The organism is Crassaminicella indica, from assembly GCF_019203185.1.
Lineage (GTDB): Bacteria > Bacillota > Clostridia > Peptostreptococcales > Thermotaleaceae > Crassaminicella > Crassaminicella indica.
In genome coordinates, this window is record NZ_CP078093.1 from 1139248 (window position 1) to 1164033 (window position 24786).

Sequence of the window (24786 nt, forward strand, 5' to 3'; positions counted from 1 at the left end):
TTTCCCTCCTTATGCATTTTTATGCTCTGTCAAAGGTAGCATCGATTATAAATTCCTTTAAAGGGTTTCCACCCTTAATATGCTTTTGAACTATTTCGCGACCCTTTTGACTATTTACTTTTCCATATAGAATAGGTTTTTGACCGGGCATATTTACTTGAACAATAGGTTCGCTGTGACAATGACCAATACAACCCACTTGAATAACCTTTACATTTTCAAGACCTTCCTTTGATACTTCATCTACAATTGCATTAAGTGTTTCTCTAGCACCAGATGCAATGCCGCAGGTTGCCATACCTACCAATACTTCTATTTGATCTGCATCTTCTTGTCCATGTTCTCTTAGCATTACTTTTTTCATAGATTTTTCTCTGATTTTTTTTAATTCTTCTATAGATTTAATTTGCACTGTTTACCCTCCTATCACGGTAAGCATGAATGATTTTTTCTACATCTTCTTCTTTTACTCGACCGTATACCTTCTCATCAACCATTACAACAGGAGCAAGGCCACAGGCACCAATACATCGAACTTCCCTTAAGGTAAAAAGCCCATCATCAGTAGTTTCACCTGAATTGATATTAAGATCGTTTTGCAATTTTTTAATGATTTTATCTGAACCTTTTACAAAACAGGCAGTGCCCATGCATACACTGATGGTATGTTTTCCTTGAGGTTCTGTTGTGAAATATGAATAAAAGCTTACTACGCCAAAAACTTCAGCTCCAGGAATGCCAAGCTTTCTTGCGACAAAAAGCTGTACATCTCTTGGAAGATATCCAAATATATCTTGTGCTTTGTGGAGAATTTCAATCAAAGCACCTTTTGTTGATTGAAGACTATCAATATATTTTTCTAGTTCATCAAATTTTTCTTTTGGCAAATTATTTGACAACTTAGTCACCTTCCTTTCACAGAGTTTTTAAATAATTCATTTCTTAATTTTCCCTAATTCCTGTGTCTTAATGCATTTTTAGAGAGAACTTTCTATAATATATGGTAAGTTGTGGAATTGCTACTTGTTTTTAAGTTGGTTATAATATTGGTTATAATATATGTAAGATAATTCTGAAGAATAAGAGGTAAATATGCTATGAGTAATATTAATGAGAAAAAAAGGATTAAAGAGATAGTTTCTGTTTTTGTGAAGCATGGCATTAAAAAAGGGATAATGAATCCTCAAAATGCAAGAGCTGCTCTTGAAGAATTAGGGCCTACATTTGTGAAAATAGGACAAATCCTGTCTACACGACCAGATATTTTACCAGATGAATACATTGTTGAGTTTGAAAAACTACAAGATAATGTAAAACCAGAAAAATATGATGACATAAAAAAAATACTTGAAAAAGCGTTAGGAGAATCTATAGAAAATTTGTTTTCTTATTTTAAAGAAAAGCCGATTGCATCTGCTTCTATGGCACAGGTCCATTTAGCTTGTACAAAAAATGGGGAAGAGGTTGTAGTAAAAATTCAGCGTCCTAATGTAAAAGAAATTATGATGAGTGATATTGCATTGTTAAAAAGGCTTACTAAAATAGGGAAGCTTGTTCCTCAAAAGAGTGTAATAGATTTTAAAGAAGTAGTAGAAGAAATAGGAACAACGATGGAAAAAGAGCTGGATTTTTTAAATGAAGCAGAAAATATTGAAAAATTTTATAAATATAATAAGGGCGTAAAATATATAGCATGTCCTAAGGTATATAAGGAATATACTACTTCTAGCATATTAACAATGGAATATATAAAAGGAATAAAGGTAAATAATATTGATGATTTAAAAAAAGAAGGTTATTCTCTTAAAGCTATAGCAAAAAAGCTTATGAGTAATTATGTAAAGCAGATATTTCAAGATGGCTTTTTTCATGCAGATCCACATCCAGGCAACCTACTTATTCATAATAAGAAGATTGCTTACATTGATTTTGGTATGATGGGCGTTTTAGACAAATCAATGAGAAATAAGCTCAATGATCTTTTATATGCAGCAGCAAAAAGAGATATGGAAGGTTTAACTCATGCTGTTTTAAGAATAGGAATAAAGAAAGGGAAAGTGAACATAAGAAATCTCTATTCTGATATTGAAGAAGTTTATAATAGATATGTTCAGGAAAGCCTTCAAAATATAGACCTTCCTCAGTTTGTAGATGAAATGTTTCAGGTTAGTAAGAAAAATAACCTTGCTATGCCAAATAATATGGCTTTGTTTTTAAAGGGAATTATGACTATAGAAGGGGTAGTAGCAAAGCTTGATCCTGATATGAATATGATGGAAGTGGCGGTACCATATATTAAAGAACATATTATATTAAAGAAAAATTATAAACAGGATATTATTGAGCAGATAGAAAATATTTATCAATTATCAAAATACGGTTTAAAAATTCCTATTAAAACTTTAGAACTCATGAATAGTGTTCTAGCAGGGAAGCTAAAAGTTCAGATAGAACATAAAAATTTAGAAGAAAGCATCTATCAGCTAAATAAAATGACTAATAGAATTGTTTTTTCTTTAATTATTTCCTCTATTGTTGTTGGATCCTCATTGGTGATTAATGCAAATGTAGGACCTAAAATTTATGATATATCATTTTTTGGCCTTATTGGATATTTAAGTGCTGCGGTTATGGGACTTTGGCTTTTGATATTGATTCTTAAAAATGAAAAAATGTAATGATAAAAAAGAAATCTACTAAATAGATTTCAGGTTGCTGACAAACCATTGAAATTTTTCAGTGGTTTGTCTTTTTTAAATATAAAATAAGTGTAGCTTAATATTTTTTTTTATTTTTGGATAAGCAGTAACAAATTAAGGACAAACAACATAACATGTACTAGAAAAACAGATGAGGAATTAAAATCAAAGAATGAATAAAAAATATGGGAGAGTGAATAAATGATGGGAAATAATGCAGTTGTTAATAGTGTTTACTGCACAAGCGTAACAGGAGGAAATGTGTTGGAATGCACGAATAAGCCATTTCCAATTGATCCGATTGTAGGGGGAGCTGTAGCTAAGATTCCTGTAGTATTAGCAGAATTAACTGTACAAATCAATTTAGATTCTTTTGTTGAGTTGCCAGAACCTGCTTATGAAATAAAAAAAATTAAAAAGAATGTAAAAGTTACTCAGTGTTTATTGCTACAAGATACCAATACTCTATTTATTAAGGGCTTTATCCGAAAAAATATTGAATATGCTACAAGAGATTGTTCAAATCGTAATGGATTCTGTGGAGATATCAAACATTGTACAGTAGATGTACCTTTTAGCTGTACAACACAAGTTAGTTTTAATGGTAATTCTCCTATTCCAATAGTAAATAATACAAGGGATGAATTTGAATTCTTTAAAACTAGCCAAATAACAGCATCAGGATTTGCAGAAAAGGATCAATTATTATCTGGCGATTTTTCTGAATTTAACCAAGTAAGTACAGAGTATTATAACGAATTACCTTATTGTGAACTTATTAGCAGTAAAATCGTAGAATATGATGAGTTTTTAGATAGATATAAACCTATAGATGTAGAAATTCCTTTTGAAGAAAAAGAATTTACAAAAATTGAAGAAAAAATGGTTATATACCTTACGTTGAAGCTATTACAAAACCAACAAGTTAAAATATCTGCTACAACTATATAATATAAAAAGGATTACGTTCAAAAATTTTTGGGCGTAATCCTTTTAATATTTGCTACTTTATGTTGTTTATTGCTCGAGAAAGCTGTTACAAAGTAACAAAAACGGGTGAAAATGAATAAGCTAGTAGAAATATGGTTACAAGCTGACCTTAATACATAAATAGGTCATAGATGAGGGGGAAGTAAATGTGTATAAAAAGCAACAAATACCTCAATCGAAAAAGAAGCAAGAAATAGAGAAAGTTAAAGTGGAGCTTAGTAAAGTAGGTATCAAGCAATGCGACTGCTTAAAAGTAACAGGAGGGACAACTCCCCTGTGTATGAATACCTCTGTACCAATTGATGCTATTACTACAGGTGTTATTGCGCAGATTCCTGTTGTATTAGCTGAGCTGATTGTTCAAATAAATATAAGTGCATTCATAGAGCTACCAGAACCTGCTTATAAAATAAAAGAAATTGAAAATAAGATAAAAGCTACGGAATGCTTATTAACAAAAGATGCAAATATGTTGTTTATAAAGGGAATCCTTCGAAAAAGTATTCATTATCTTGTAAAAGATGCTTCAGGAGATGATTGGATTAGTGGAGATTTAAGACAGTGTACTGTAAATGTACCCTTTAGTTGTACAACAGAGGTAGATTTTAACGGAAGTAGACCTTTTGCAGTTGAAATAAATAAAAGCAGTGAATTTTGTACGGAATTTTATAATGCGTTTCCCTATTGTCAGTTGGCAAATAGTAGAATTATAACATACAATGAAGAAATAAACGATCAAATTTCAAAAAATATGGATCAGAATTCTAAAGAAATAGAGTTTACAAAGCTAGAAGAAAAGATGGCTTTATTCCTTACAATAAAAATTCTACAAAATCGACAGGTGAAAATTCCATATTCTTCAACTATTGATATAGGAGGATGGATTTGATGAATATATAGAAAAGATTTATTCATAAGCTTTCTCAAAAAGTTTTTTGAGAGAGCTTTTTAACGTAACCACATTGATAAGAGATAGTTTATAATTGTAAACATATACAAAATTTACACACTTGTAATTTTAGAATAGATATGATATATTATTATATGTAGCGTAAAAAAATAAGAAATGGAGAGATGTCCGAGTTGGCTAAGGGGCACGCCTGGAAAGCGTGTAAGGCCGAAAGGCCCCGCGGGTTCGAGTCCCGCTCTCTCCGCCATTAAAAAAGTTTATAAAGTTTGCTGTGCTAGATGGGGAGGTAGCGGTGCCCTGTAACCTGCAATCCGCTGTAGCAGGATCGAATGCCTATCGACGGTTTGTTGTTGTAAAGTCTGCCCTGTATAAGTGGCGATGATGATCGGGTCCTGCGCAATAGGAATCTGTGAACCCCGCCAGGTCCGGAAGGAAGCAACGGTAAGCAGACACTCCTGTGTGCCGTGGGGGTGCCTGATCTGAGTTAACTGTACAGGTTACGTTTGTAACAGCCTATCAACGATAGGTGCACAGCTTTACATATAAAAGTTTGCATGTAGTTTTTTCTACATGTTTTTTTATTGATTTTTAAATACAAAGATGGATAGTATTTATATAAAAAAGGAATATATAAATATCAATGTTGTGTTAAAAATCTTAAAAGAATATAATATATATAAACAATTTCAAAACTCATTTCGTTCAAACTTTCCTAAAAGTAAAACACTTTATTTTGGCTATCAAAAGTATTTTTTATAAATAAAAAATATATAATGAAAAAGGTATACGAAAGAAAAGTAGGTGGATAAAATGGCATATGTTGCATTATATAGAAAATGGAGACCAAAAGTATTTGAGGATGTTGTAGGTCAAGAACATATTACAAAGACTCTTAAAAACCAAATAAAAAATAATAATATAGCTCATGCTTATCTTTTTTGTGGGACAAGAGGAACAGGAAAGACATCTACAGCTAAAATATTTGCTCGTGCTGTCAATTGTTTAAATCCAAAAGATTTTAATCCTTGTAATGAATGTGAGATCTGCATAGGGATACAACATGAGAGTATAATGGATGTTATAGAGATTGATGCAGCTTCTAACAATGGTGTAGATAATATTAGAGAGCTTCGGGAGAATGTAAACTATCCACCTACAAAAGGAAAATATAAAGTCTACATTGTTGATGAGGTGCATATGCTGTCAACAGGAGCTTTCAATGCATTGCTTAAAACCTTAGAGGAACCCCCTTCTTATGTCATATTTATATTGGCTACTACAGAGCCTCATAAAATTCCTGCAACTATTCTTTCAAGATGCCAACGATTTGATTTTAAGAGAGTAACAGAAGCTGACGTTGTAAAGAGAATGGCTTATATTTGTAGTCAAATGAATATAGAGGTAGAAGAGGAAGCCCTTAGATTAATTGCTAGGAATGCTGATGGGGCAATGCGCGATGCTTTAAGCATATTAGATCAATGTGTATCCTTTGGAGTAGGAAAAATTACTTATGATGATGTAATAAATATTCTCGGAACAGTTCGTGAAGACTTTTTATTTAGGCTTGTAGATTGTATGAAAGATAAAGATGCAAAAGCTGCTATGGAATTGATACAGGAACTGGTTTCTTCTGGAAAGGATATTCAACAATTTTTAAAGGATCTTATTGAACATTATAGAAATTTAATGATGACAAAGGTGTCAAAGAATTTAGAAGGGATTATAAATCTTTCTAAAGAAAATATTCAAAGACTTGTAGAACAAGGAAAAAATTTGAATACGGAGAGTATAATTCGTGCCATAAGAGAATTATCTCAAACAGCAGTAGATGCAAAATATGCTACTCAGCCTAGAATTCTTTTAGAAGTTGCTGTTGTAAAATTGACCCAGCCTATGCTAGATGATTCTATTGAAGCTTTACTAGAAAGAATTGAAGCTTTAGAGGAAATTATTCAATCGGGAACAATAAAGGTAGAAAAGGTTCTTAAAGAAGAGAAGAATGAAAAAGAGGATATAGATAATAAGCATGTGGTAGATGAGCCTGTGAAGGCAGAAAAATTAAGGCCTATAAATTTTGACAACTTAAAAAAAGGCTGGGAGAAGATATTAAAAGCTATTAAAAAAAGAAAAATTTCAGTATATGCTGTTTTGATGGAAGGAAAACTTGTAAAGGTAGAAAACAATACACTTATAGTAGCATTTGGGGATGGTTATGGTTTTCATAAGGAGGCTTCAGGAAAGAGTCCTTATAAAGAATTTATTGAAGGAGTGATTGAAGAGCTACTCGGGCAAAAGGTTCAGTTAAAATGTGTAATGGAGGATGAATTAGATGATCTTCCTAAAAGTGATAAAGATTCTTCAGAACAAGATCAAGAAATAAAAAAGATTATAGAAATGTTCGGAGAAGACTTGGTTGAGATTGTAGAATAAATACTATAAAGTATTTTGTAATGAAATAGATGAGATGTGGGAAATATAGAGGTATGCAATATAGTGGATTTTGTTGGTAAAAGATTTTATAAGGTGCTTTGTATATGGTATAATATGTTGTAAAAGTGATTAAAAAGTAAATATAATTATGAAATTAATGAGGAGGAGATAAAATGGCAAAGGGTAGGGGTAGAATGCCAATGATGCCTGGAAATATGAATAATATGTTAAAGCAAGTACAAAAGATGCAAAAGCAAATGGAAAAAACTCAAGCGGAATTAGAAGAAAAAGAAGTTGAAGCAAGTGCTGGTGGCGGGGCAGTATCTGTAAAGGTAAATGGAAAAAGAGAAATATTAGATGTAATCATTAAGCCAGAGGTGGTTGACCCAGATGATATAGAAATGCTACAAGATTTAATACTTGCTGCTACAAACGAAGCATTAAGAAAAGCAGAAGAAATGGTGACTCAAGAAATGGGGAAAATTACAGGAGGCATCAATGTTCCTGGATTATTTTAAATAAAATGCCGAGCTTTGACGCTCGGTTCTTTTTGTTGATGATATTTTTGAGAAATGAGGTGGTATTGTATGAGCTATTATGCAGCACCGATTGCAAGGCTGATAGAAGAGTTTTCAAAGCTTCCGGGAATAGGAAGGAAATCAGCTCAAAGACTAGCCTTTCATGTTTTAAACATGAGTGAAGCAGATGCAGTGCATTTATCAGAAGCTATTTTAAATGCTAAGAAAAATACAAAATACTGTTCAGAATGTGGGAACATAACAGATATAGATCCATGTAGTATATGCAGAAATGAGCAAAGAGATCAAAGTATGATTTGCGTAGTAGAATCTCCAAAAGATGTTATTGCTATGGAAAAGACAAAAGAGTTTACAGGGGTTTATCATGTTTTACATGGAGCTATATCGCCTATGGAAGGAATTGGACCAGAAGAGATTCGGATTAAAGAGCTACTCATAAGGCTTCAAAAGGATAAAGTAGAAGAAGTAATTTTGGCTACAAATCCTACAATAGAAGGAGAAGCAACCGCTATGTATATTTCAAAGCTAGTAAAGCCTTCTGGGATCAAAGTAACAAGAATAGCTCATGGAATTCCTGTGGGAGGCGACTTAGAATACGCAGATGAAGTGACTTTGTCTAAAGCGTTGGAAGGAAGAAGAGAGCTTTAAATGTTCTTTAAAGATTACCAAGCTAACGCTTGTACTTTTAAAGAACTTAGGAGATCTTTTGTGATTCTTACTAATCTATTAAAACTTTCTAAATGAATGATATTTACTTCTCTTGCATATTCCATAAGTGCTTTTAATTTGGATCTATTGGTATTTTTACTACTACACTTATCGATAAAAAGCTTTTTGATATGCATAGTGGTGGTTGGGCATAAAATTAATATATTTATTCTTAGATGAGGAGTTATTACTACTCCTCATCTATTTTTAAATTTTAAAATTATTGCTATCAACCCAAAAAACCATAAACCACTTAAAAATATAAATTTTACATCTAAGTATTCTATAAGAGGTATTTTTTCTTCTAATGAAATAACCCCTATTGTGATAAGCAGTAAGGGTTACTTTTTTAAAGCTTTATAATTGGCTTCTATGTGTTCTTCAAAATCCGTTGGTAGATCTTCATCAGGATTATTTAAAGTTGCATCTGCCATCTGAAAGAGAATATTTGTTTTTCCATTAACTCGCCTAAAATCATTGATAAGTTCTTTTTCTACTCTTCGTTCAACTCTTAACTCTTTAAATGATAGGTTATCTCCTTCTTCATCAAAACCTATTTGAGCACGATGATATTTAATAGATCGACCACGCCAATCGTATTCATCAAAGAGAGTATTTTTAAGATCAAGCTGCTTTGCAATATAAGATATCCTACAGGAAAGCTTATGCTTACCATGGTAGGAGCTATAGCTGAATTTGAACGTGAGTGCCTTTTAGAAAGGCAAAGAGAAGGGATTGCTTTGGCAAAAGCCGCAGGAAAATATAAATGATATAGATTTTTTTATTGTTCAGTATTTTCCTTAGCTTTATCAAGTAAACTATTACTTAATTTAATATTTATCCACGAACATATTACTGGAATAATAGTTATCCATAGAGGTGGTAATCTATCAAAAATTATAGTAAGTAAATTATACAGATATAAGTATGGAATATATAAAACAATATTAAATAGTAAAAATCTATAATTAATTTGTTGTATTTTTGTTGCTTTTTTAATAGTAAGCATTCTATTATCATCATAAAATAACCAAAATAACATAAATATTGGTAGATTGTAAAATAACATACCACTAAATATCAATAATATATATGGTAAATCTTGAGGGTCAAATTCCATCTAATCCTCCTTTGTTATCTTGACTTAATGAAACTATAACTGGATAATCAAACCTTCTAAATCGTTTATTGATATTTTTCCACTTATCCACTGAGCTAAATATCCACCTAAAGAGTGTCCTGTATAAATTTTTACAATTTTCTTACTAAGGCTCATTTCATATGGATCTAATACAAACTTAAAATAGCATTAATACAAGTACTGTACTAATTAATCTTTTTGCTTTTTTTACCTTCAACATCCTTTCTTTTTTTGTTATATTTATTACATAATGAAACACTTGTATATTATAGCTGAATATTCATGTAAAAAAATGTAAAATCGTGTATGTGATTATAACTTTTATTTGATTTTTTTCTCATACTACAGTATCAAAAAGTACACTTTTTGATACTATAGAAATCATGCTTGTTTTGTTGTCCCAAAATATATATAATCGTTTTATGAAATGTTCCAAAATGAATTGTTATATTTTGAAACCAAAATTATAGAAGAAGATACACTATTTATTAAATCACTAGATCAATTTGTCTTGATATGGAAAATGATATTATTTATTTGTAAAGTGAATTTAAGGAGAATAAATAATAGATGAAAAAATTTGAGGATATTTTACGTATAATTATTTTGATTTTGTTTTTCATTGTATTTATATTTTATAGACATAATGTGATAGCTACTTGTATATTAGCAGTTTTATTGTGGATAAATGTAATTATTGCAATAATAAGGATAAGAAAAAATAATTTACCAAAACCTAATTATTATATATATAAACCTGTTATAGTTAAGTATCTAAGACTAATTATGGTTATTATTTCTATAATCTTATTTGTTAAATATGTATTTCTAATTGCAACTAAAGGATTTTATAAAGAGTTTAATGGATTTATTATTATATTCACTCCCTTGCTATTATCAAATTTTTTGAATGATGATAGAAGAATATATTTTTATGATGAAGGATTAGTATGGTGTGGTATAATATTAGAATTTAATAATATAAAAATCTTCCAATGGAAAGAAGATGAAGTTAATATTCATTATAAAAATGAAGAGTATAATATAAAAGTACCTAAGACAAAATTTGAGCATGTAGATAAAATATTAAAAGAGAATATTAACTTATAATATGACAAGGGAGGATTTACTTATTTGTAAGACATGTTAAAATCAGTCCCCTAATATTGCTTATTAAGGAGTGTAGGTATGTATAATTAATCCAAAAAATGGATAAGATACATACAAAGTGGTTATAGGGGGGTAATATTATGCGTAGAGGTATGAATCGTTCAGCAAGAAATACTAAAAGTGAAAATAGTTTTTTCAGTGCAGTTGGGAATTTATATGCACAGATAATCAATGGAGAAGCTGTGCAGACGGAAGAGGATAAGATGATTCACACTATAAAAGAAGCTCATGAAGAATGGAGAAATGCTGAGAAGTATTTTCAAGATGTAACAGATCCAGACTTGATCGATTATGCTATATATAGAGTAGAAGCTGCAAAAACAAGATATACTTATCTTTTAAAGGTAGCTAGGGAAATGGGAATAAAATCTAATATTCAGTAAAGGGATCAGTAGGCAGGAATTCTTTTGATGAGGATGCCTGTCTTTTTAGCTGTTGTCATATTTTAAGCAAAAATTTTATATAATGAATTATAATATGAAAAACAGGAGGGGTTTTATGGGAATGGGGATAGAGCTTAATATTATTTTAGCTTATGCATTTGGTTTGATTTTATTATATATACTAGGATATATATTACTGATTCCTATAAAATGGATTATAAAACTAGTTTATAATGGAATAATTGGTGGAATAATGTTATTGTTAATTAATTTGGCAGGAGGTTTTTTTGATATACATATTGCTATAAATCCTATTACAGCTTTAGTCGCAGGATTGTTAGGAGTGCCAGGGGTGGTTTTGATGATTATCCTTCAGTATATATTATAAAATAATCGGATAAGAATATTTCGGTATTTGATTTAGAAATAGGTATAAATTTATTCAAAATAATGGGTTTATATCTATTTTTTTATTGTATTCAAAGCATATTGACACTAATTATTACTTCTGTTATACTAAAATTTGAGAACTGTAGTAATATACAAGGGGTAATATATATCAAATGTTTGCAAGCTGTTATAATTTTAAACCATCTATACTAGTACAGATATACAATTATACCATTGTAATACAACAGTCTTTGTGTTTTAATAGTTGTAATATTAATCAATTATTCTTTCTATTTGAAGAAAGTAGAAAATTGAAAACAGGTAGAATTATCTAAAAAAATATAATAAAATGTAACCAGGATGATCAATCATTAAAATTATTATAAAGGAGGATTTATAATGGCAAAGAAAATGAAAACCATGGATGGTAATACAGCTGCTGCTTATGTATCCTATGCGTTTACTGATGTTGCAGCAATTTACCCAATTACTCCATCTTCACCTATGGCAGAGCATTCAGATGACTGGGCTGCTCATGGAAAGAAAAATATTTTTGGACAAGAGGTACAAGTTACAGAGCTTCAATCAGAAGGAGGAGCTGCTGGAGCTGTACATGGATCATTAGCTGCTGGAGCATTAACAACAACTTTTACTGCTTCACAAGGACTATTACTTATGATTCCAAATATGTATAAAATTGCAGGTGAATTATTACCTGGAGTATTTCATGTAAGTGCGAGAGCTCTTGCAAGTCATGCACTTTCAATCTTTGGAGACCATTCAGACGTTATGGCAACTAGACAAACTGGATTTGCTATGCTTGCATCAGGAAGCGTACAAGAGGTTATGGACTTAGGAGGAATTGCACACCTTGCTGCAATCAAATCTAAAGTGCCATTTTTACATTTCTTTGATGGATTTAGAACATCTCATGAAATCCAAAAGATAGAAGTAATCGATTATGAAGATTTTGCAAAGCTTGTTGATTACGATAAAGTAAAAGAGTTCAGACAAAACGCATTAAATCCTGAGCACCCTGTTACAAGAGGTACTGCACAAAATCCTGATATTTTCTTCCAAGCAAGAGAAGCTTGTAATAAATATTATGAAGCAGTTCCAGATATTGTAGCAGACTATATGAAAGAAATCAGTAAAATTACAGGAAGAACATATAGACCATTTGACTATGTAGGAGCTCCTGATGCTGAAAATATTATTGTAGCAATGGGTTCTGCAACTGATACAATCGAAGAAACAATAGATTATTTAGTAAGTAAAGGGGAAAAGGTAGGTTTAATCAAAGTAAGATTATACAGACCATTTAGCGAAAAATACTTCTTTGACGTATTGCCAAAAACTGTTAAGAAGATTGCAGTTCTTGATAGAACAAAAGAGCCAGGTTCGCTAGGTGAGCCATTATATCAAGATGTATGTACATTATTCTACAGAAAAGAAAATGCTCCAATCATCGTTGGAGGACGTTATGGATTAGGTTCAAAAGATACAACACCTTCACAAATTAAGGCTGTATTTGACAACTTAAAAGAAGCTGAGCCTAAGAATGGATTTACAATAGGTATTGTAGATGATGTAACTAATACATCTCTTGAAATAAAAGAGCATATCACAACTGCTCCAGAAGGAACAATCAGATGTAAATTCTGGGGATTAGGTTCTGATGGTACAGTAGGTGCAAATAAGAGTGCAATCAAGATCATCGGAGACAATACTGATTTATATGCACAAGGATATTTTGCATATGACTCTAAGAAATCTGGTGGAGTTACAATTTCTCACTTAAGATTTGGTAAAAAGCCTATTAAATCTACATATTTAATCAGTAAAGCTGATTTTGTATCTTGTTCAACACCAGCTTATGTAAATCAATATGATTTATTAGAAGGATTAAGAGATGGAGGTACATTCTTACTTAACTGTAGATGGACTCCAGAAGAATTAGAAGAAAAATTACCTGCAAAAATGAAAAAATACATTGCAGAGCATAATATAGAGTTCTATACAATTAATGCAATTGATATTGCACAAAAAATCGGACTTGGTAGAAGAATGAATATGATTATGCAATCTGCATTCTTCAAGCTAACAAATGTTATTCCTCTTGATGATGCGATAAAATATCTAAAAGAAGCTATTGTAAAATCCTACGGTAAAAAAGGTGAAAAAATCGTTAATATGAATAATGAAGCAGTAGATCAAGGAATCAATGCATTAGTAAAAATTGATGTACCAGCTTCATGGGCAGATATAGAAGTTGTTGAAGAAGCTAAAGAAACAGATGAAAAGCCAGAATTCATCAAAAACGTATTAGAGCCAATCAATGCACAAAAGGGAGATTCACTTCCAGTAAGTACATTTGCAGGAAGAGAAGATGGAACATTCCCACATGGTACTGCTGCATATGAAAAACGTGGTATTGCTGTAAATGTACCAGAATGGATTAAAGAAAATTGTATTCAATGTAATCAATGTTCGTTTGTTTGTCCACATGCTGCAATTAGACCAATATTAGTGAACGAAGAAGAAAAGAAAAATGCACCAGCTGGCTTTGAAACATTAAAGGCTATGGGTAAAGGCATGGAAGGTCTTGAGTACCGTATGCAAGTAAGTACGCTAGATTGTACAGGATGTGGAAGCTGTGTAAATGTATGTCCAGCTAAAGAAAAAGCATTAGTAATGAAACCAATTGAAACACAAACAGAAAAAGAGGTTCCAAACTGGGATTATGCTATGACTGTTTCACATAAAGAAAATCCAATGAAGAAAGAAACAGTAAAAGGAAGTCAGTTTGAACAGCCACTTCTTGAGTTCTCAGGAGCATGTGCTGGTTGTGGAGAAACTCCTTATGCGAAGGTAATCACACAATTATTCGGAGATCGTATGATGATCGCTAATGCTACAGGATGTTCTTCAATTTGGGGAGCTTCAGCACCATCTACACCATACTGCAAAAACCATGAAGGAAAAGGTCCTGCTTGGGCAAACTCTCTATTTGAAGATAATGCTGAGTATGGATTTGGTATGGCACTTGGTGTGAAATCTATGGTAAATAAATTAGAAAGACTTGTAAAAGAGTTACTTGAATTAGATCTTAGTGAAGAAGTAAAAGCACCATTTATAGAATGGTTAGAAGGAAAAGATGAGGCAGAGGCTTCAAAGTCTGCTACAGCTAAAATCCTTAAAGTGCTAGAAAATAAAGATAATCTAGATGAAAAAGCAAAAGCAATTTTAACAGAAATAGAAGAAAACAAAGACTTCTTAATTAAGAAATCTATATGGATTATCGGTGGAGACGGATGGGCAAATGATATCGGTTATGGTGGACTTGATCATGTGCTTGCATCAGGAGAAGATGTAAATGTATTAGTATTCGATACAGAGGTGTATTCAAATACTGGTGGACAATCTTCAAAAGCTACGCCAACAGCGGCTGTTGCAAAATTTGCAGCATCTGGTAAAAAGGTTAAGAAGAAAGACCTGGGTATGATAGCTGCTACTTATGGTTATGTATATGTAGCTCAAGTTGGTATGGGTGCAGACAAGAACCAATTCATGAAAGCTATTACAGAAGCTGAAAGCTATAAAGGTCCATCACTAATAATTGCATATGCTCCATGTATAAATCACGGTATTAAGATTGGTATGGGAAGAAGTCAAGAAGACATTAAGAGAGCTGTAGAGTGCGGATACTGGCATCTATATAGATACAACCCAATGTTAAAAGCAGAGGGTAAGAATCCATTTATATTAGATTCTAAAGAGCCAACAGCAAGCTTTAGAGAATACTTAGAAGGACAAGTAAGATATACTTCACTTCAAAAGAGCTTCCCAGAAATAGCAGAAGAGCTATTTGAAAAGGCAGAAAAGGAAGCAAAAGAAAGATACGAAACTTATAAAAGAATGGCAGAACAAGCAATGTAATAAAATAGGTGTGTAGCTTTGCTACACACCTATTTTATTATTAGTTCGATTTATCTATTAATAAAAAATATTTGAAAAATTTACTAAAATCTGATTTAATAAAGATGTAGACATGAATTTTAATAAACAAAAGGGGGAAGATTTATGGGGATGCCATTACTTAAGGTGAAGGAAAGGAAAGAAACAAACAAAAAATATTTAAAGAAGATAAGAAAAGAAGGATTTGTTCCAGCTGTTATTTATGGACACAATAAAAAAACAAAGGAAGTACAGTTCAATAAGCAGGAACTGGATAAGACTTTAAATCATTATGGTGTTGGTTCAAGTGTACAGCTTTCTATGGGAGATGAGATTAGATTAGCAATCATAAAAGATGTTCAAAGGCATATTACAAAATTACACGTTTTACATATAGATTTACAAGAATTAGATGAAAAGGAAAAGGTAAGGGTTAAATTACCTATTTACTTAATAAATAAATCAGCTGTAGAATCTAGTACTTCTGTTATACAGCAGCAGATGACAGAACTAGAAATACAGACTCTTCCAAAATATCTTCCACAATCAATAGAAGTTGATGTATCAACTATGAAATACGGAGAACCGTTAACAGTCAAAGATCTATGGGTTTTTAATAATGAGAATATTGAAGTATTAAGTGACAAAGATGAAATTGTAGCACTCCTTGCTGCTAGTACGAAATTAGAGATAAAAGAAGAGGAAGATCCAGATGATTTACTAAGAAAATTATATTAGATTATATGTGAATATATAGATAAAAATATAGGATTTATCTGTTAAGCTTAGGTCATGTGACTTAGGCTTTTTTTTTATGAAATATTTATAAGCAAATTGTCACAATTTGCTGTATATTTTTAGGAGGAAGTTATAGAAGCCTATAGAATACTATAAAATAAACATTAATATAATTATTATAGAATCAAAAATTCTTAATAAGGGATGGGATTTATATTGAAGACAATAGGGGGACAAGAGGTTTATAGAGATAATCTTTTAAAGGTCCAGTATAAAAAAAACAAATATAACAGAAGAATTTTTGTTAAAGATGTGAGTGGACCTATTTTAGCAGTAATTATTTTAGTGTTTTTTATTACACTTACAAGGTTGGAAATAAGGACACCTAATATTATGGGTATATTTGCTATATTGGTTGTGTATTCAATGCTTTCAGGGGGATTAAAGGCTGGATATATGAGCTTTGCTGTAAGTATTATTTATTTATTATATTTTTTTATGATTACTTATAAGCGTTTTCAATTATCAAAGCATATTGAAATCCATAAAATCTATTTTACAGCACAAATCTTAAATAATATTGTATTAGTGGGGGCTACTCTTTTAGCAGGATATTTTATTCATAAGCTTAGAACATCTTATATTGAGCTTGAAAAAAGACAGCTTCAATTACGAAATGCAGAAAATTTCTCTCATATTATGATTCTTTATGGAAGCTTAGATGGAAAAATACTGAAGGTACCGTCTAGTTTTTGTAATTTAATGGGTTATTCTGAGGCAGAACTGCTTTCCATGAGCTTTAAAGATATTACACATCCTGATGATTTAAAAGATGTATCTATACAAAATAAACTTAAATCAATATATCATGGTGAGCATCAGACTGTTGAAATAGAAAAAAGGTACATAAGAAAGGATGGACAAATAGTTTGGGTTTATGTGAATATATCTATGGTAACGGAAGATGATGGAACCCCTCTTTATTTATTAGCGTATATAAAGGATATTACAGAGCGAAAATGTGCAGAAGAAGCATTAAAAGAAAGTGAAGAGCGTTATAGGCTGCTTGTTGAGTATTCAACAGATGGTATTGCTATTTATCAAAAAGGAAAGATTGTTTTTGCTAATAAAGCAGCTGCAAAAATTGTAGGACTTGATGACCCAAAGGAAATGGTAGGGAAAAGTATACTAGATTATTTACCTGCTGAATTTCATGAGCAAACCTTAAAGAGAATACGAAGGGTAGAGGAAGAAAGACAAACGGCACACTTTATAGAAGAAAAGATTGTAAGAAAAGATAACACTGTTATTGATGTAGAAAAAGTGGCAATTCCATTCTATTATAAGGGCAAAGCTGCAGTACAAGCTATTGGACGAGATGTTACTGCTCGTAAACGGGCAGAAGAAAATGAAAGGCTATTAAGAGAAGCTAGGGAATATGATAAGCTTCGAAATGAATTCTTTGCAAATATATCTCATGAGTTAAGAACCCCTCTGAATGTAATATTAGGGACACTACAGCTCTTGGAGATATATATTGATAATAAAAGCTTAGAAAAATATGTACATATAATGAGGCAAAACTGCAATAGATTATTAAGACTTGTAAACAATCTTATTGATATTACAAAAATAGATACAGGTTTTTTTGAAATAAAACCTAAAAATATAAATATTATAAGTCTTATTGAAGAAATCACTTTATCAGTAGCTGATTATATTGAAAATAAAGGAATTATATTTTTATTTGATACAGAGGTAGAAGAAAAAATTATAGCTTGTGATCCAGATAAAATAGAAAGAATTATTTTGAATCTTCTTTCTAATGCTATAAAGTTTACGGATGCAGGTGGGACTATTAAAGTGAGCATTTATGATGGAGAAGAAAGTATAAGGATTAGTATAAAGGATACAGGTATAGGAATTCCAAAAGAAGAGTGTGAAAGAGTATTTGATAGATTTAGACAGGTAGATAAAACGCTTAGGAGAAATCATGAAGGAAGTGGCATAGGCTTATCTTTAGTAAAATCTTTGGTAAATTTACATAAAGGAAAAATATATGTAAAAAGCGAATATGGTATAGGTAGTGAATTTATTATAGAGTTTCCTGTTCAAACATCACCTGAGGAAAAAAGTATGCCTGATGAACATAAGGAGTGGGGATGTATAGAAAGAATTCACATAGAGTTTTCAGATATATATTCATAAAAGCAATAATAATAAATTTTATGATAAACTATAGTAAAAAGCTTTAGTAAAATATGAATAGGAGGTACGGCTGTGAATTATAAAAAGGTTTTAGAAAATGCTAAAAAAATTCCTGATTTTAGATGTAGAGTTTGTTCAGAATGCAATGGAAAGGCATGTAGAGGTGAAATTCCTGGTGTTGGAGGAAAAGGCTCGGGTTTAGGATTTATAAGAAATGTTGAAAAGCTAAAAGAAATAAAGCTAAATATGGATACTATTTATCATTCATCTAAAGTAGACTCTTCTATAGAAATGTTTGGAAAAACATTCAAGTATCCAATTTTTGCAGCTCCTATTGGTGGTTTGATTCCATGCTATGGTGAAAAATTAACAGATTATGAGTATGCAAAGGCAATTGTTAAGGGATGTAAAGAAGCCGGTACTATAGGATTTACTGGTGATGGTGTAAAGGATGAGTATTTTATGGAGCCTCTTTATGCCATTGAAGAAAATAATAGTATAGGAATCCCTACAATAAAGCCTTGGAGTAAAAATGAAATCCTTGAAAGACTCAGAGCAGCAGAAAGCAAAAATGTACCTGCAGTAGCTATGGATATAGATGTAGCAGGACTTTCTATATTAGCTCAAGCTGGCAAGCCTGTTAGTCCAAAGTCAGTAGAGGAATTAAAAGAGATTATTAATGCTACAAGTCTTCCATTTATTATAAAAGGTATTATGACAGTAAAAGGTGCATTAAAAGCTATGGAGGCAGGAGCGTATGGAATTGTTGTTTCAAATCATGGAGGTAGAGTATTAGATCATACACCTGCTACTGTAGAAGTACTTCCAAAGATTGTACAAGCTGTAGGAGGAAAGATGAAAATATTTATTGATGGAGGAATAAGAAGTGGATTAGATGTTTTAAAGGTATTAGCACTAGGTGCAGATGCTGTTTTAATAGGAAGACCTTATGCTATTGCAGCTTATGGTGGTGGAGCAGAAGGTGTGAAGCTTTATACAGAAAAGGTAGGAAAAGAGTTGGTAGAAGGAATGATTATGACAGGATGTAGGAATTTGAAGGAAATTAATCAGGAGATTATTTTTTAAACTGATCATGATAAAATAAATCATTAATAGATTTATTTTGAGGAGATATTATGAAGAAAAATTTTATAATTTATTTAATTTTAGCCATGGTATTTTCCAATATTCTGTTAGCTATTATGATTGATAATTATGTTGAAAATAAAATAGATCATATATTAGAAGATCAAAAACAAGACATTATTAATCAATCAAAGGAGATACTATTTGCTTTTGATACAATGCTTTTGACTATAGATCAAGAATTGAAAGAAAAGACTGAGAGGGATATTTTAGCAATTAGTAAAGCGTTAGAGAAAAAAATAAAGAATCAGAGCAATATAACTAATGATGAAATGAAAAAGCTAGCACAAAAATTTTCCGTATCAGAAATTTATATTATTGACAAGGAAGGTACTGTTATTTACACATCTTTTCCTTATGATGAAAATTTTAATCTTTTTAAAATAGGAAAAGCCTTTGAAAGATTTTTAAAATCCATATATGGGCAGGGAAAGGTAAAGCATCAGAGCATTACTGTTTCTAGTAATACAGGAATATTAAACAGGTATACTTATTATAGTCCAAAGGAAAGTGATTATATTATTTCGATTTCTGTAGACATTAAAGATTATGTAAAAAAATATTATCCAAAGAAATATTATGAATTTGTGTTTTCAAGATTATTTCACTCATTTATAGAGGATAACAAATATTTAGTAGGGATTGATATATATTCTCATAATAAAGTAAATAGTTGGTCACTATTACATACAGGAAAAAAATTTGATAAAGCTCCATCGCTGATAAATAAACTGAAAAATGGAGAAAAAATTTATATTTATAAGGATGGATTGTATCACAGTTATCATGCTTTTAAATTCCACGATGCGGGTCATGATTTTACGAAAAAAGTATATATTGAGTTGGTATATGATTTTTCAGCATTAGAAAGAAACAAGAGTGATGTTTTTGCTTTTGCAATAGGGATATCTTTTCTAATTATATTGATTACATTTTTTATTACATCCAAATTTTTTGATAAGTGTGTAATAAAAAAAGTAAATATGATAAATTATGGATTAAAGATGATTGCTGAGGGGCAGTATGATCATCGTATTGAAATAGATTCAAAGGATGAATTCTCTGATATTGCAAAAACAATAAATGAAATGAAGGAAAATATAAGATGTAGGGAAGAGGAGCTTTTAAAAAGACGAGAGCAAATTCATTATTTGGCTTATTATGATAGCTTGACGGGACTGCCAAATAGAGTATTATTTGAAGAGAAATTGTCTATAGCATTAGAAGATGCAAAGCTTACCCAAGGGAAGCTAGCATTGTTGTATATGGACTTAGATAATTTTAAGAAGGTCAATGATACAATTGGTCATACGTTTGGAGACCTACTCCTTAAAAATGTAGGAAGACTACTCAAAAAATATTTAGGAGAAAAATCTACTGTTACTCGTTTAGGAGGAGATGAATTTGTTGCAGTATTACCGAGGGTAGATGATTTACAGGAGCTAGTAGCAATTATAGAAAATATTATAAAATCTTTTCAAAATCCGTGGATTTTAGATGATCGTGAATTTTATATTACGGTTAGTATTGGAATTACCTTATACCCAAGAGATGGAAAAACTCCTCATATACTTTTGAAAAATGCAGACACAGCAATGTATTCTGCTAAGAATAATGGAAAAAACAGTTATCGCTTTTATACATCTGATCTAAATGAAAAAATGTTAGAGAAATTAGAAATGGAAAACAACTTAAGACATGCTGTTGAGCGAAATGAATTTATGGTTTACTACCAACCTAAGGTACATATGCATACAGGACGGATTACAGGTGTAGAAGCATTGATTAGATGGAAACATCCTACAAAAGGTATGATTCCTCCGAGCCGTTTTATTCCAATAGCAGAAGAAACAAAAATGATTATACCTATTGGAGAATGGGTTTTAAGAAATGCGTGCAGGCAGATTAAATCGTGGGAAGAGCTGGGATATCCAGCTATGACCGTATCGGTTAATCTTTCTGTTATTCAGATACAGCAACCAGATTTTTTAGAAAAAATCAAGAGCATTTTAAAGGAGACAGGAATTAAGCCTTCTTGTTTAGAGCTTGAAATTACAGAAAATACTATTATGAAGGATTTTGAATTTACAAACAATATATTAAACGCTTTGAAAAAATTAGGTATTCGTATATCATTAGATGATTTTGGGAAAGGATATTCTTCTCTAAATTATTTAAAACAATTAGAAATAGATGTTTTAAAGATTGACAAAGCCTTTGTAGATGATATTACTGAAAATGATCATCAGCAGGCTATTGTAAAAGCTGTTATTGATATGGCACATAGCATGAATATAACGGTTGTTGCAGAAGGTGTTGAAACATGGGAGCAATTTAAATTTTTAAAAAGCTTAAATTGTGATAAGGTACAGGGATATCTTTTTAGTAAGCCTCTTCCTGTTATGGAAATGGAAGAGATGATGCGAGAAAAGAAAAAAATATGCTAAAAAATACAGATAGTGAGACCTATCTGTATTTTTTATGCACCTTTATTAATATCGTGAAGCTTTTCGAGGAACTTGTTTTTACTTTTAATTTTTATACGTGGATCTTTTTGTAGTTGTCCTATTTCACAGTTGATTTCTGTATCCATTGAAGGAGATTTATTACTAACAATAATTTGACTTGGATATATACTTTTATGCCCTACCATCAAATACCCAATTACTACAGCAATAGATGCGTATGATGCTACCTCAATGCCAAATAGCTCCATTGCTATTAGAATTCCTGCAATAGGGGTATTAGCACATGCGGCTAAGAAGGCAACCATACCTACAGCAGAGAATAGAGCAATATTTTCATTCATCAGTTGTCCCCAAGCATTACCAGCTGTTGCACCGATATAAAATATAGGTGTTAAAATTCCTCCACTACCTCCAGAACCTAATGTAACAGAGGTTGTAAACATTTTAAGAAGAAAATCTAATCCGCCGACAGGGTGTCCTAAAACACTTTTATTGATTACATCTGTACCAAGTCCTATATAATCCTTAGTTCCTGTTAAATAAACTATGCAAACTAGTATAAGTCCACCTAGTATTCCTTTGTAAGGCTTATATATATTTATTTTGTATATGGCTTCTTCAATTATATTTAGAACACGTATAAAAAGCATTGCCAAAGATCCCATAAATGCACCAAATAAAAGCATATTGAAAAACATTTTTATATCATTTGAAGCATTAAAAGAGATTACATAAGAAGGATGACATACCCCTAAAGCTTTATTTACGAGGCAGCTTACATAAGAAGCAATCAAAGAAGGTAAAAGAACAATATATGAAAATTTACCTACATATAAAACCTCTGCTGCAAAAACTGCTCCAGCAATAGGTGTTCCAAATACTCCTGCAAAGCCAGCACTGATACCACATATAACAAATCTTTTTCTGTCTAATGGCTCTTTTATTTTGAATAAATCTGAAAAAAAGGATGCAACTCCTGCACCGATTTGTGCACAAGGACCTTCTTTTCCTGCTGAACCACCAGATAGTAGAGTAATAAGTGTTGCAAGCAATTTGACAGGAATGACCTTGATATCAATTTTAGCACATTTTTGATGAACTGCTTCGATAACCTTTTCTGTGCCGTGTCCTTCTGCATCAGGAGCTAATTTTGTAATAAGTAAACTGCTTAAAAAGAATGCAACAGGCATCAATATGTAATAATTATTCCATTTGGTTGCATGATATTCTCCTAAATGAAGGAGCTTTAGAAAAAGACCTGTAACACTTCCTACAACTAGACCTGCAAATATAGCTAGTGTAATCCATTTGATGGCACTGATTAATAGAACCGTTTGCTCAACAAGATCCATTTTAAGTTTCTTTTTCATAAAAGCTATCACCTCCGAACTTATGAAAAAAGATTTATTTAATAATATATGTTTGGATATGAAAGTAGGTGGTGGACTATTCTGTAAATATTCTGTAAATTTTTCATAAATTATCCAATCACCCATTATATATTAATACCTCTTATGAATATTGTAAAGTGTAAAAATAGAATATATTCTTCAAAAAAATATTAAATAACTTGATTTGCTATTTTCCTCTATATTTTAGTATACTTGTATTGATTATAAAATTTTATTGAAAAGTTTTTAGCTGGACAAAATATATAATATGTATTTGAATATAAAATGAACTTATTTTTTATGATCTTTATTCAAAATGAAAGGAATGGTTTTTAAATATGGATAAAATACATGAATTGATAGAAAAGATTTTAAAGGAAAAAGCTTTGATCTATTGTGTTTTAAGCAACATAAGAAAAAAAGACACGGAAAAGTATCATAAAGTAACTATCCGTCCTGTTATTTTGAAAGAAAAAATGGTTTATCAGTTTACATACTATTATCAAAAGAAAGTGCTTCATGAAAATTTAAAGGAAGAAGAAATGGTTAAAAAGGTGATGCTTTTATTTGAGCAATTTAAGCAAGGACAGTTTTTTACTGACAAAGCAGATTATCAAATACTTATTAGTAAAAAGTTTAAAGTAAAAATATTAAAAAAGCCTCCTACTAAAAAACCTACCAATTTAGAGCATAATCGAAGGAAAAGGTATATATTATCTGATGATTTATCAAAGCCTTTTTTGCTTCGCTTAGGTGTTGTGAATGAAGAAGGAAAGGTACTCGCAAAGAAATACGATAAGTTTCGTCAGATTAATCGCTTTTTAGAAATGGTAGAGGATATAATGCCGCAGCTTAAAAAGAAAGATGGAAGACTCAATATTATTGATTTTGGCTGTGGGAAATCATATTTAACCTTTGCTTTATATCATTATCTAGTGGAGTTATTCAAGCTTGATGTAAAGATTATTGGATTAGATTTAAAAGAGGATGTTATAAAGCATTGTAATGAAATTGCAAAGGATTTGGGCTATGCGGACTTAAAATTTATGATTGGAGATATTCAACATTTTACAGGGGTTGATAAAGTAGATATGGTTGTAACTCTACATGCTTGTGATACAGCAACAGATGCAGCTCTTACAAAGGCTATAGAATGGGATGCGAAAGTTATTTTATCTGTTCCTTGCTGTCAGCATGAATTGCTTGGTCAAATTCATAATGACATTATGAAGCCTATCCTAAAACATGGTATTTTAAAAGAAAGAATGTCAGCTATTGTTACAGATAGTATAAGAGCAAATATATTAGAGATTATGGGTTACCAAACACAGATATTAGAATTTATCGATATGGAACATACTCCTAAGAATTTACTCATTAGGGCTGTAAAAGCTAATAAAGCTTCTCGTGAAGTAGTAGAGGAATATAAAAGAATGAAAGAATTTTGGGGTATTGATCCGTATTTTGAAAGAGCTTTAGGGGAAAGGTTATCTAAAAAGTTAAAGTGAGTTTGTGGAT

At 31.1% G+C, this 24786-nt stretch carries 20 protein-coding genes, 1 tRNA gene, 1 other RNA gene and 1 pseudogene; 18 read left to right on the forward strand and 5 right to left on the reverse strand.

The window, feature by feature from the left end; translation table 11 throughout:
- Positions 1 to 19: 19 nt before the first annotated feature.
- Both KVH43_RS05375 and nuoE read right to left on the reverse strand, forming a co-directional pair.
- On the reverse strand, positions 20 to 412 hold the full coding sequence (locus tag KVH43_RS05375) for a (2Fe-2S) ferredoxin domain-containing protein (protein WP_255547822.1): 393 nt from the start codon (positions 410 to 412) through the stop codon (positions 20 to 22).
- Positions 402 to 899 carry an NADH-quinone oxidoreductase subunit NuoE gene (gene nuoE / locus KVH43_RS05380; protein WP_255547823.1) on the reverse strand — a complete coding sequence of 166 codons (498 nt, stop codon included), beginning with the start codon at positions 897 to 899 and terminating at the stop codon, positions 402 to 404. Before nuoE ends, KVH43_RS05375 begins: the two co-directional genes overlap by 11 nt.
- Positions 900 to 1097: 198 nt before the next feature.
- Here nuoE and KVH43_RS05385 point away from each other — a divergent pair, with 198 nt between their 5' ends.
- From KVH43_RS05385 to recR, 8 genes are all read left to right on the forward strand, one after another.
- Positions 1098 to 2678 (forward strand): ABC1 kinase family protein, encoded by a 1581-nt coding sequence (locus tag KVH43_RS05385; protein ID WP_218283823.1) that lies wholly within the window; start codon positions 1098 to 1100, stop codon positions 2676 to 2678.
- A 222-nt stretch (positions 2679 to 2900) separates the two neighbouring features.
- The gene (locus KVH43_RS05390) at positions 2901 to 3650 is read left to right on the forward strand and encodes a CsxC family protein (protein ID WP_218283824.1); all 750 of its coding nucleotides are present in this window, start codon (positions 2901 to 2903) and stop codon (positions 3648 to 3650) included.
- A 187-nt stretch (positions 3651 to 3837) separates the two neighbouring features.
- Entirely contained in the window at positions 3838 to 4578 is a 741-nt protein-coding gene (locus KVH43_RS05395; RefSeq protein ID WP_218283825.1) for a hypothetical protein, read from the forward strand.
- A 179-nt stretch (positions 4579 to 4757) separates the two neighbouring features.
- Positions 4758 to 4846, forward strand: a tRNA-Ser gene (locus KVH43_RS05400).
- Between the two features lie 22 nt (positions 4847 to 4868).
- Positions 4869 to 5133: signal recognition particle sRNA large type (gene ffs / locus KVH43_RS05405), an RNA gene on the forward strand.
- Positions 5134 to 5409: 276 nt separating this feature from the next.
- Positions 5410 to 7029, forward strand: a complete 1620-nt coding sequence (gene dnaX, locus KVH43_RS05410) for a DNA polymerase III subunit gamma/tau (RefSeq protein ID WP_218283826.1) — start codon at positions 5410 to 5412, stop codon at positions 7027 to 7029.
- A gap of 173 nt (positions 7030 to 7202) precedes the next feature.
- Positions 7203 to 7547 (forward strand): YbaB/EbfC family nucleoid-associated protein, encoded by a 345-nt coding sequence (locus KVH43_RS05415; RefSeq protein ID WP_218283827.1) that lies wholly within the window; start codon positions 7203 to 7205, stop codon positions 7545 to 7547.
- A 69-nt stretch (positions 7548 to 7616) separates the two neighbouring features.
- On the forward strand, positions 7617 to 8216 hold the full coding sequence (gene recR, locus KVH43_RS05420; RefSeq protein ID WP_218283828.1) for a recombination mediator RecR: 600 nt from the start codon (positions 7617 to 7619) through the stop codon (positions 8214 to 8216).
- Positions 8217 to 8230: 14 nt separating this feature from the next.
- Here recR and KVH43_RS13420 read toward each other — a convergent pair whose 3' ends face one another.
- Positions 8231 to 8413 carry a recombinase family protein gene (locus KVH43_RS13420; RefSeq protein WP_218283829.1) on the reverse strand — a complete coding sequence of 61 codons (183 nt, stop codon included), beginning with the start codon at positions 8411 to 8413 and terminating at the stop codon, positions 8231 to 8233.
- A 492-nt stretch (positions 8414 to 8905) separates the two neighbouring features.
- Between KVH43_RS13420 and KVH43_RS13425 the strand changes: the two are divergent.
- Positions 8906 to 9043, forward strand: a pseudogene (locus KVH43_RS13425) (recombinase family protein); the annotation flags it as partial.
- 14 nt (positions 9044 to 9057) lie between these two features.
- Here KVH43_RS13425 and KVH43_RS05435 read toward each other — a convergent pair.
- Positions 9058 to 9396 carry a hypothetical protein gene (locus KVH43_RS05435; protein ID WP_218283830.1) on the reverse strand — a complete coding sequence of 113 codons (339 nt, stop codon included), beginning with the start codon at positions 9394 to 9396 and terminating at the stop codon, positions 9058 to 9060.
- Positions 9397 to 9987: 591 nt separating this feature from the next.
- On the opposite strand from KVH43_RS05435, the gene KVH43_RS05440 reads away from it, so the two are divergent.
- The 8 genes from KVH43_RS05440 (at position 9988) to KVH43_RS05475 (ending at position 21856) form a co-directional block, all read left to right on the forward strand.
- On the forward strand, positions 9988 to 10527 hold the full coding sequence (locus KVH43_RS05440; protein WP_218283831.1) for a hypothetical protein: 540 nt from the start codon (positions 9988 to 9990) through the stop codon (positions 10525 to 10527).
- A 140-nt stretch (positions 10528 to 10667) separates the two neighbouring features.
- Positions 10668 to 10970 carry a YaaL family protein gene (locus KVH43_RS05445; protein WP_218283832.1) on the forward strand — a complete coding sequence of 101 codons (303 nt, stop codon included), beginning with the start codon at positions 10668 to 10670 and terminating at the stop codon, positions 10968 to 10970.
- A gap of 115 nt (positions 10971 to 11085) precedes the next feature.
- A complete protein-coding gene (locus KVH43_RS05450; RefSeq protein WP_218283833.1) occupies positions 11086 to 11358 on the forward strand; it encodes a pro-sigmaK processing inhibitor BofA family protein in 273 nt (90 codons plus the stop codon).
- A gap of 401 nt (positions 11359 to 11759) precedes the next feature.
- Positions 11760 to 15299 (forward strand): pyruvate:ferredoxin (flavodoxin) oxidoreductase, encoded by a 3540-nt coding sequence (gene nifJ, locus KVH43_RS05455; protein WP_218283834.1) that lies wholly within the window; start codon positions 11760 to 11762, stop codon positions 15297 to 15299.
- 144 nt (positions 15300 to 15443) lie between these two features.
- Complete coding sequence (locus KVH43_RS05460) at positions 15444 to 16055, forward strand: 50S ribosomal protein L25 (RefSeq protein ID WP_218283835.1); 612 nt, start codon at positions 15444 to 15446, stop codon at positions 16053 to 16055.
- Positions 16056 to 16271: 216 nt separating this feature from the next.
- A complete protein-coding gene (locus tag KVH43_RS05465; protein ID WP_218283836.1) occupies positions 16272 to 18263 on the forward strand; it encodes an MASE3 domain-containing sensor histidine kinase in 1992 nt (663 codons plus the stop codon).
- A gap of 72 nt (positions 18264 to 18335) precedes the next feature.
- On the forward strand, positions 18336 to 19349 hold the full coding sequence (locus tag KVH43_RS05470; protein WP_218283837.1) for an alpha-hydroxy-acid oxidizing protein: 1014 nt from the start codon (positions 18336 to 18338) through the stop codon (positions 19347 to 19349).
- A 50-nt stretch (positions 19350 to 19399) separates the two neighbouring features.
- Complete coding sequence (locus KVH43_RS05475; RefSeq protein WP_218283838.1) at positions 19400 to 21856, forward strand: EAL domain-containing protein; 2457 nt, start codon at positions 19400 to 19402, stop codon at positions 21854 to 21856.
- Between the two features lie 32 nt (positions 21857 to 21888).
- On the opposite strand, the gene KVH43_RS05480 is transcribed toward KVH43_RS05475, so the two are convergent.
- Positions 21889 to 23247, reverse strand: coding sequence for a chloride channel protein (locus tag KVH43_RS05480; RefSeq protein WP_218283839.1), 1359 nt, complete (start codon positions 23245 to 23247; stop codon positions 21889 to 21891).
- Between the two features lie 359 nt (positions 23248 to 23606).
- On the opposite strand from KVH43_RS05480, the gene KVH43_RS05485 reads away from it, so the two are divergent.
- Complete coding sequence (locus tag KVH43_RS05485) at positions 23607 to 24776, forward strand: class I SAM-dependent methyltransferase (protein WP_218283840.1); 1170 nt, start codon at positions 23607 to 23609, stop codon at positions 24774 to 24776.
- Positions 24777 to 24786 lie beyond the last annotated feature (10 nt).

Coding starts and splice junctions, on each gene's coding strand:
- KVH43_RS05385 (WP_218283823.1), top strand. CDS start 1,098: ATGAGTAATATTAATGAGAAAAAAAGGATTAAAGAGATAGTTTCTGTT.
- KVH43_RS05390 (WP_218283824.1), top strand. CDS start 2,901: ATGATGGGAAATAATGCAGTTGTTAATAGTGTTTACTGCACAAGCGTA.
- dnaX (WP_218283826.1), top strand. CDS start 5,410: ATGGCATATGTTGCATTATATAGAAAATGGAGACCAAAAGTATTTGAG.
- KVH43_RS05415 (WP_218283827.1), top strand. CDS start 7,203: ATGGCAAAGGGTAGGGGTAGAATGCCAATGATGCCTGGAAATATGAAT.
- recR (WP_218283828.1), top strand. CDS start 7,617: ATGAGCTATTATGCAGCACCGATTGCAAGGCTGATAGAAGAGTTTTCA.
- KVH43_RS13420 (WP_218283829.1), bottom strand. CDS start 8,413: ATGCATATCAAAAAGCTTTTTATCGATAAGTGTAGTAGTAAAAATACC.
- KVH43_RS05435 (WP_218283830.1), bottom strand. CDS start 9,396: ATGGAATTTGACCCTCAAGATTTACCATATATATTATTGATATTTAGT.
- KVH43_RS05440 (WP_218283831.1), top strand. CDS start 9,988: ATGAAAAAATTTGAGGATATTTTACGTATAATTATTTTGATTTTGTTT.
- KVH43_RS05445 (WP_218283832.1), top strand. CDS start 10,668: ATGCGTAGAGGTATGAATCGTTCAGCAAGAAATACTAAAAGTGAAAAT.
- KVH43_RS05450 (WP_218283833.1), top strand. CDS start 11,086: ATGGGAATGGGGATAGAGCTTAATATTATTTTAGCTTATGCATTTGGT.
- nifJ (WP_218283834.1), top strand. CDS start 11,760: ATGGCAAAGAAAATGAAAACCATGGATGGTAATACAGCTGCTGCTTAT.
- KVH43_RS05460 (WP_218283835.1), top strand. CDS start 15,444: ATGGGGATGCCATTACTTAAGGTGAAGGAAAGGAAAGAAACAAACAAA.
- KVH43_RS05475 (WP_218283838.1), top strand. CDS start 19,400: ATGAAGAAAAATTTTATAATTTATTTAATTTTAGCCATGGTATTTTCC.
- KVH43_RS05480 (WP_218283839.1), bottom strand. CDS start 23,247: ATGAAAAAGAAACTTAAAATGGATCTTGTTGAGCAAACGGTTCTATTA.
- KVH43_RS05485 (WP_218283840.1), top strand. CDS start 23,607: ATGGATAAAATACATGAATTGATAGAAAAGATTTTAAAGGAAAAAGCT.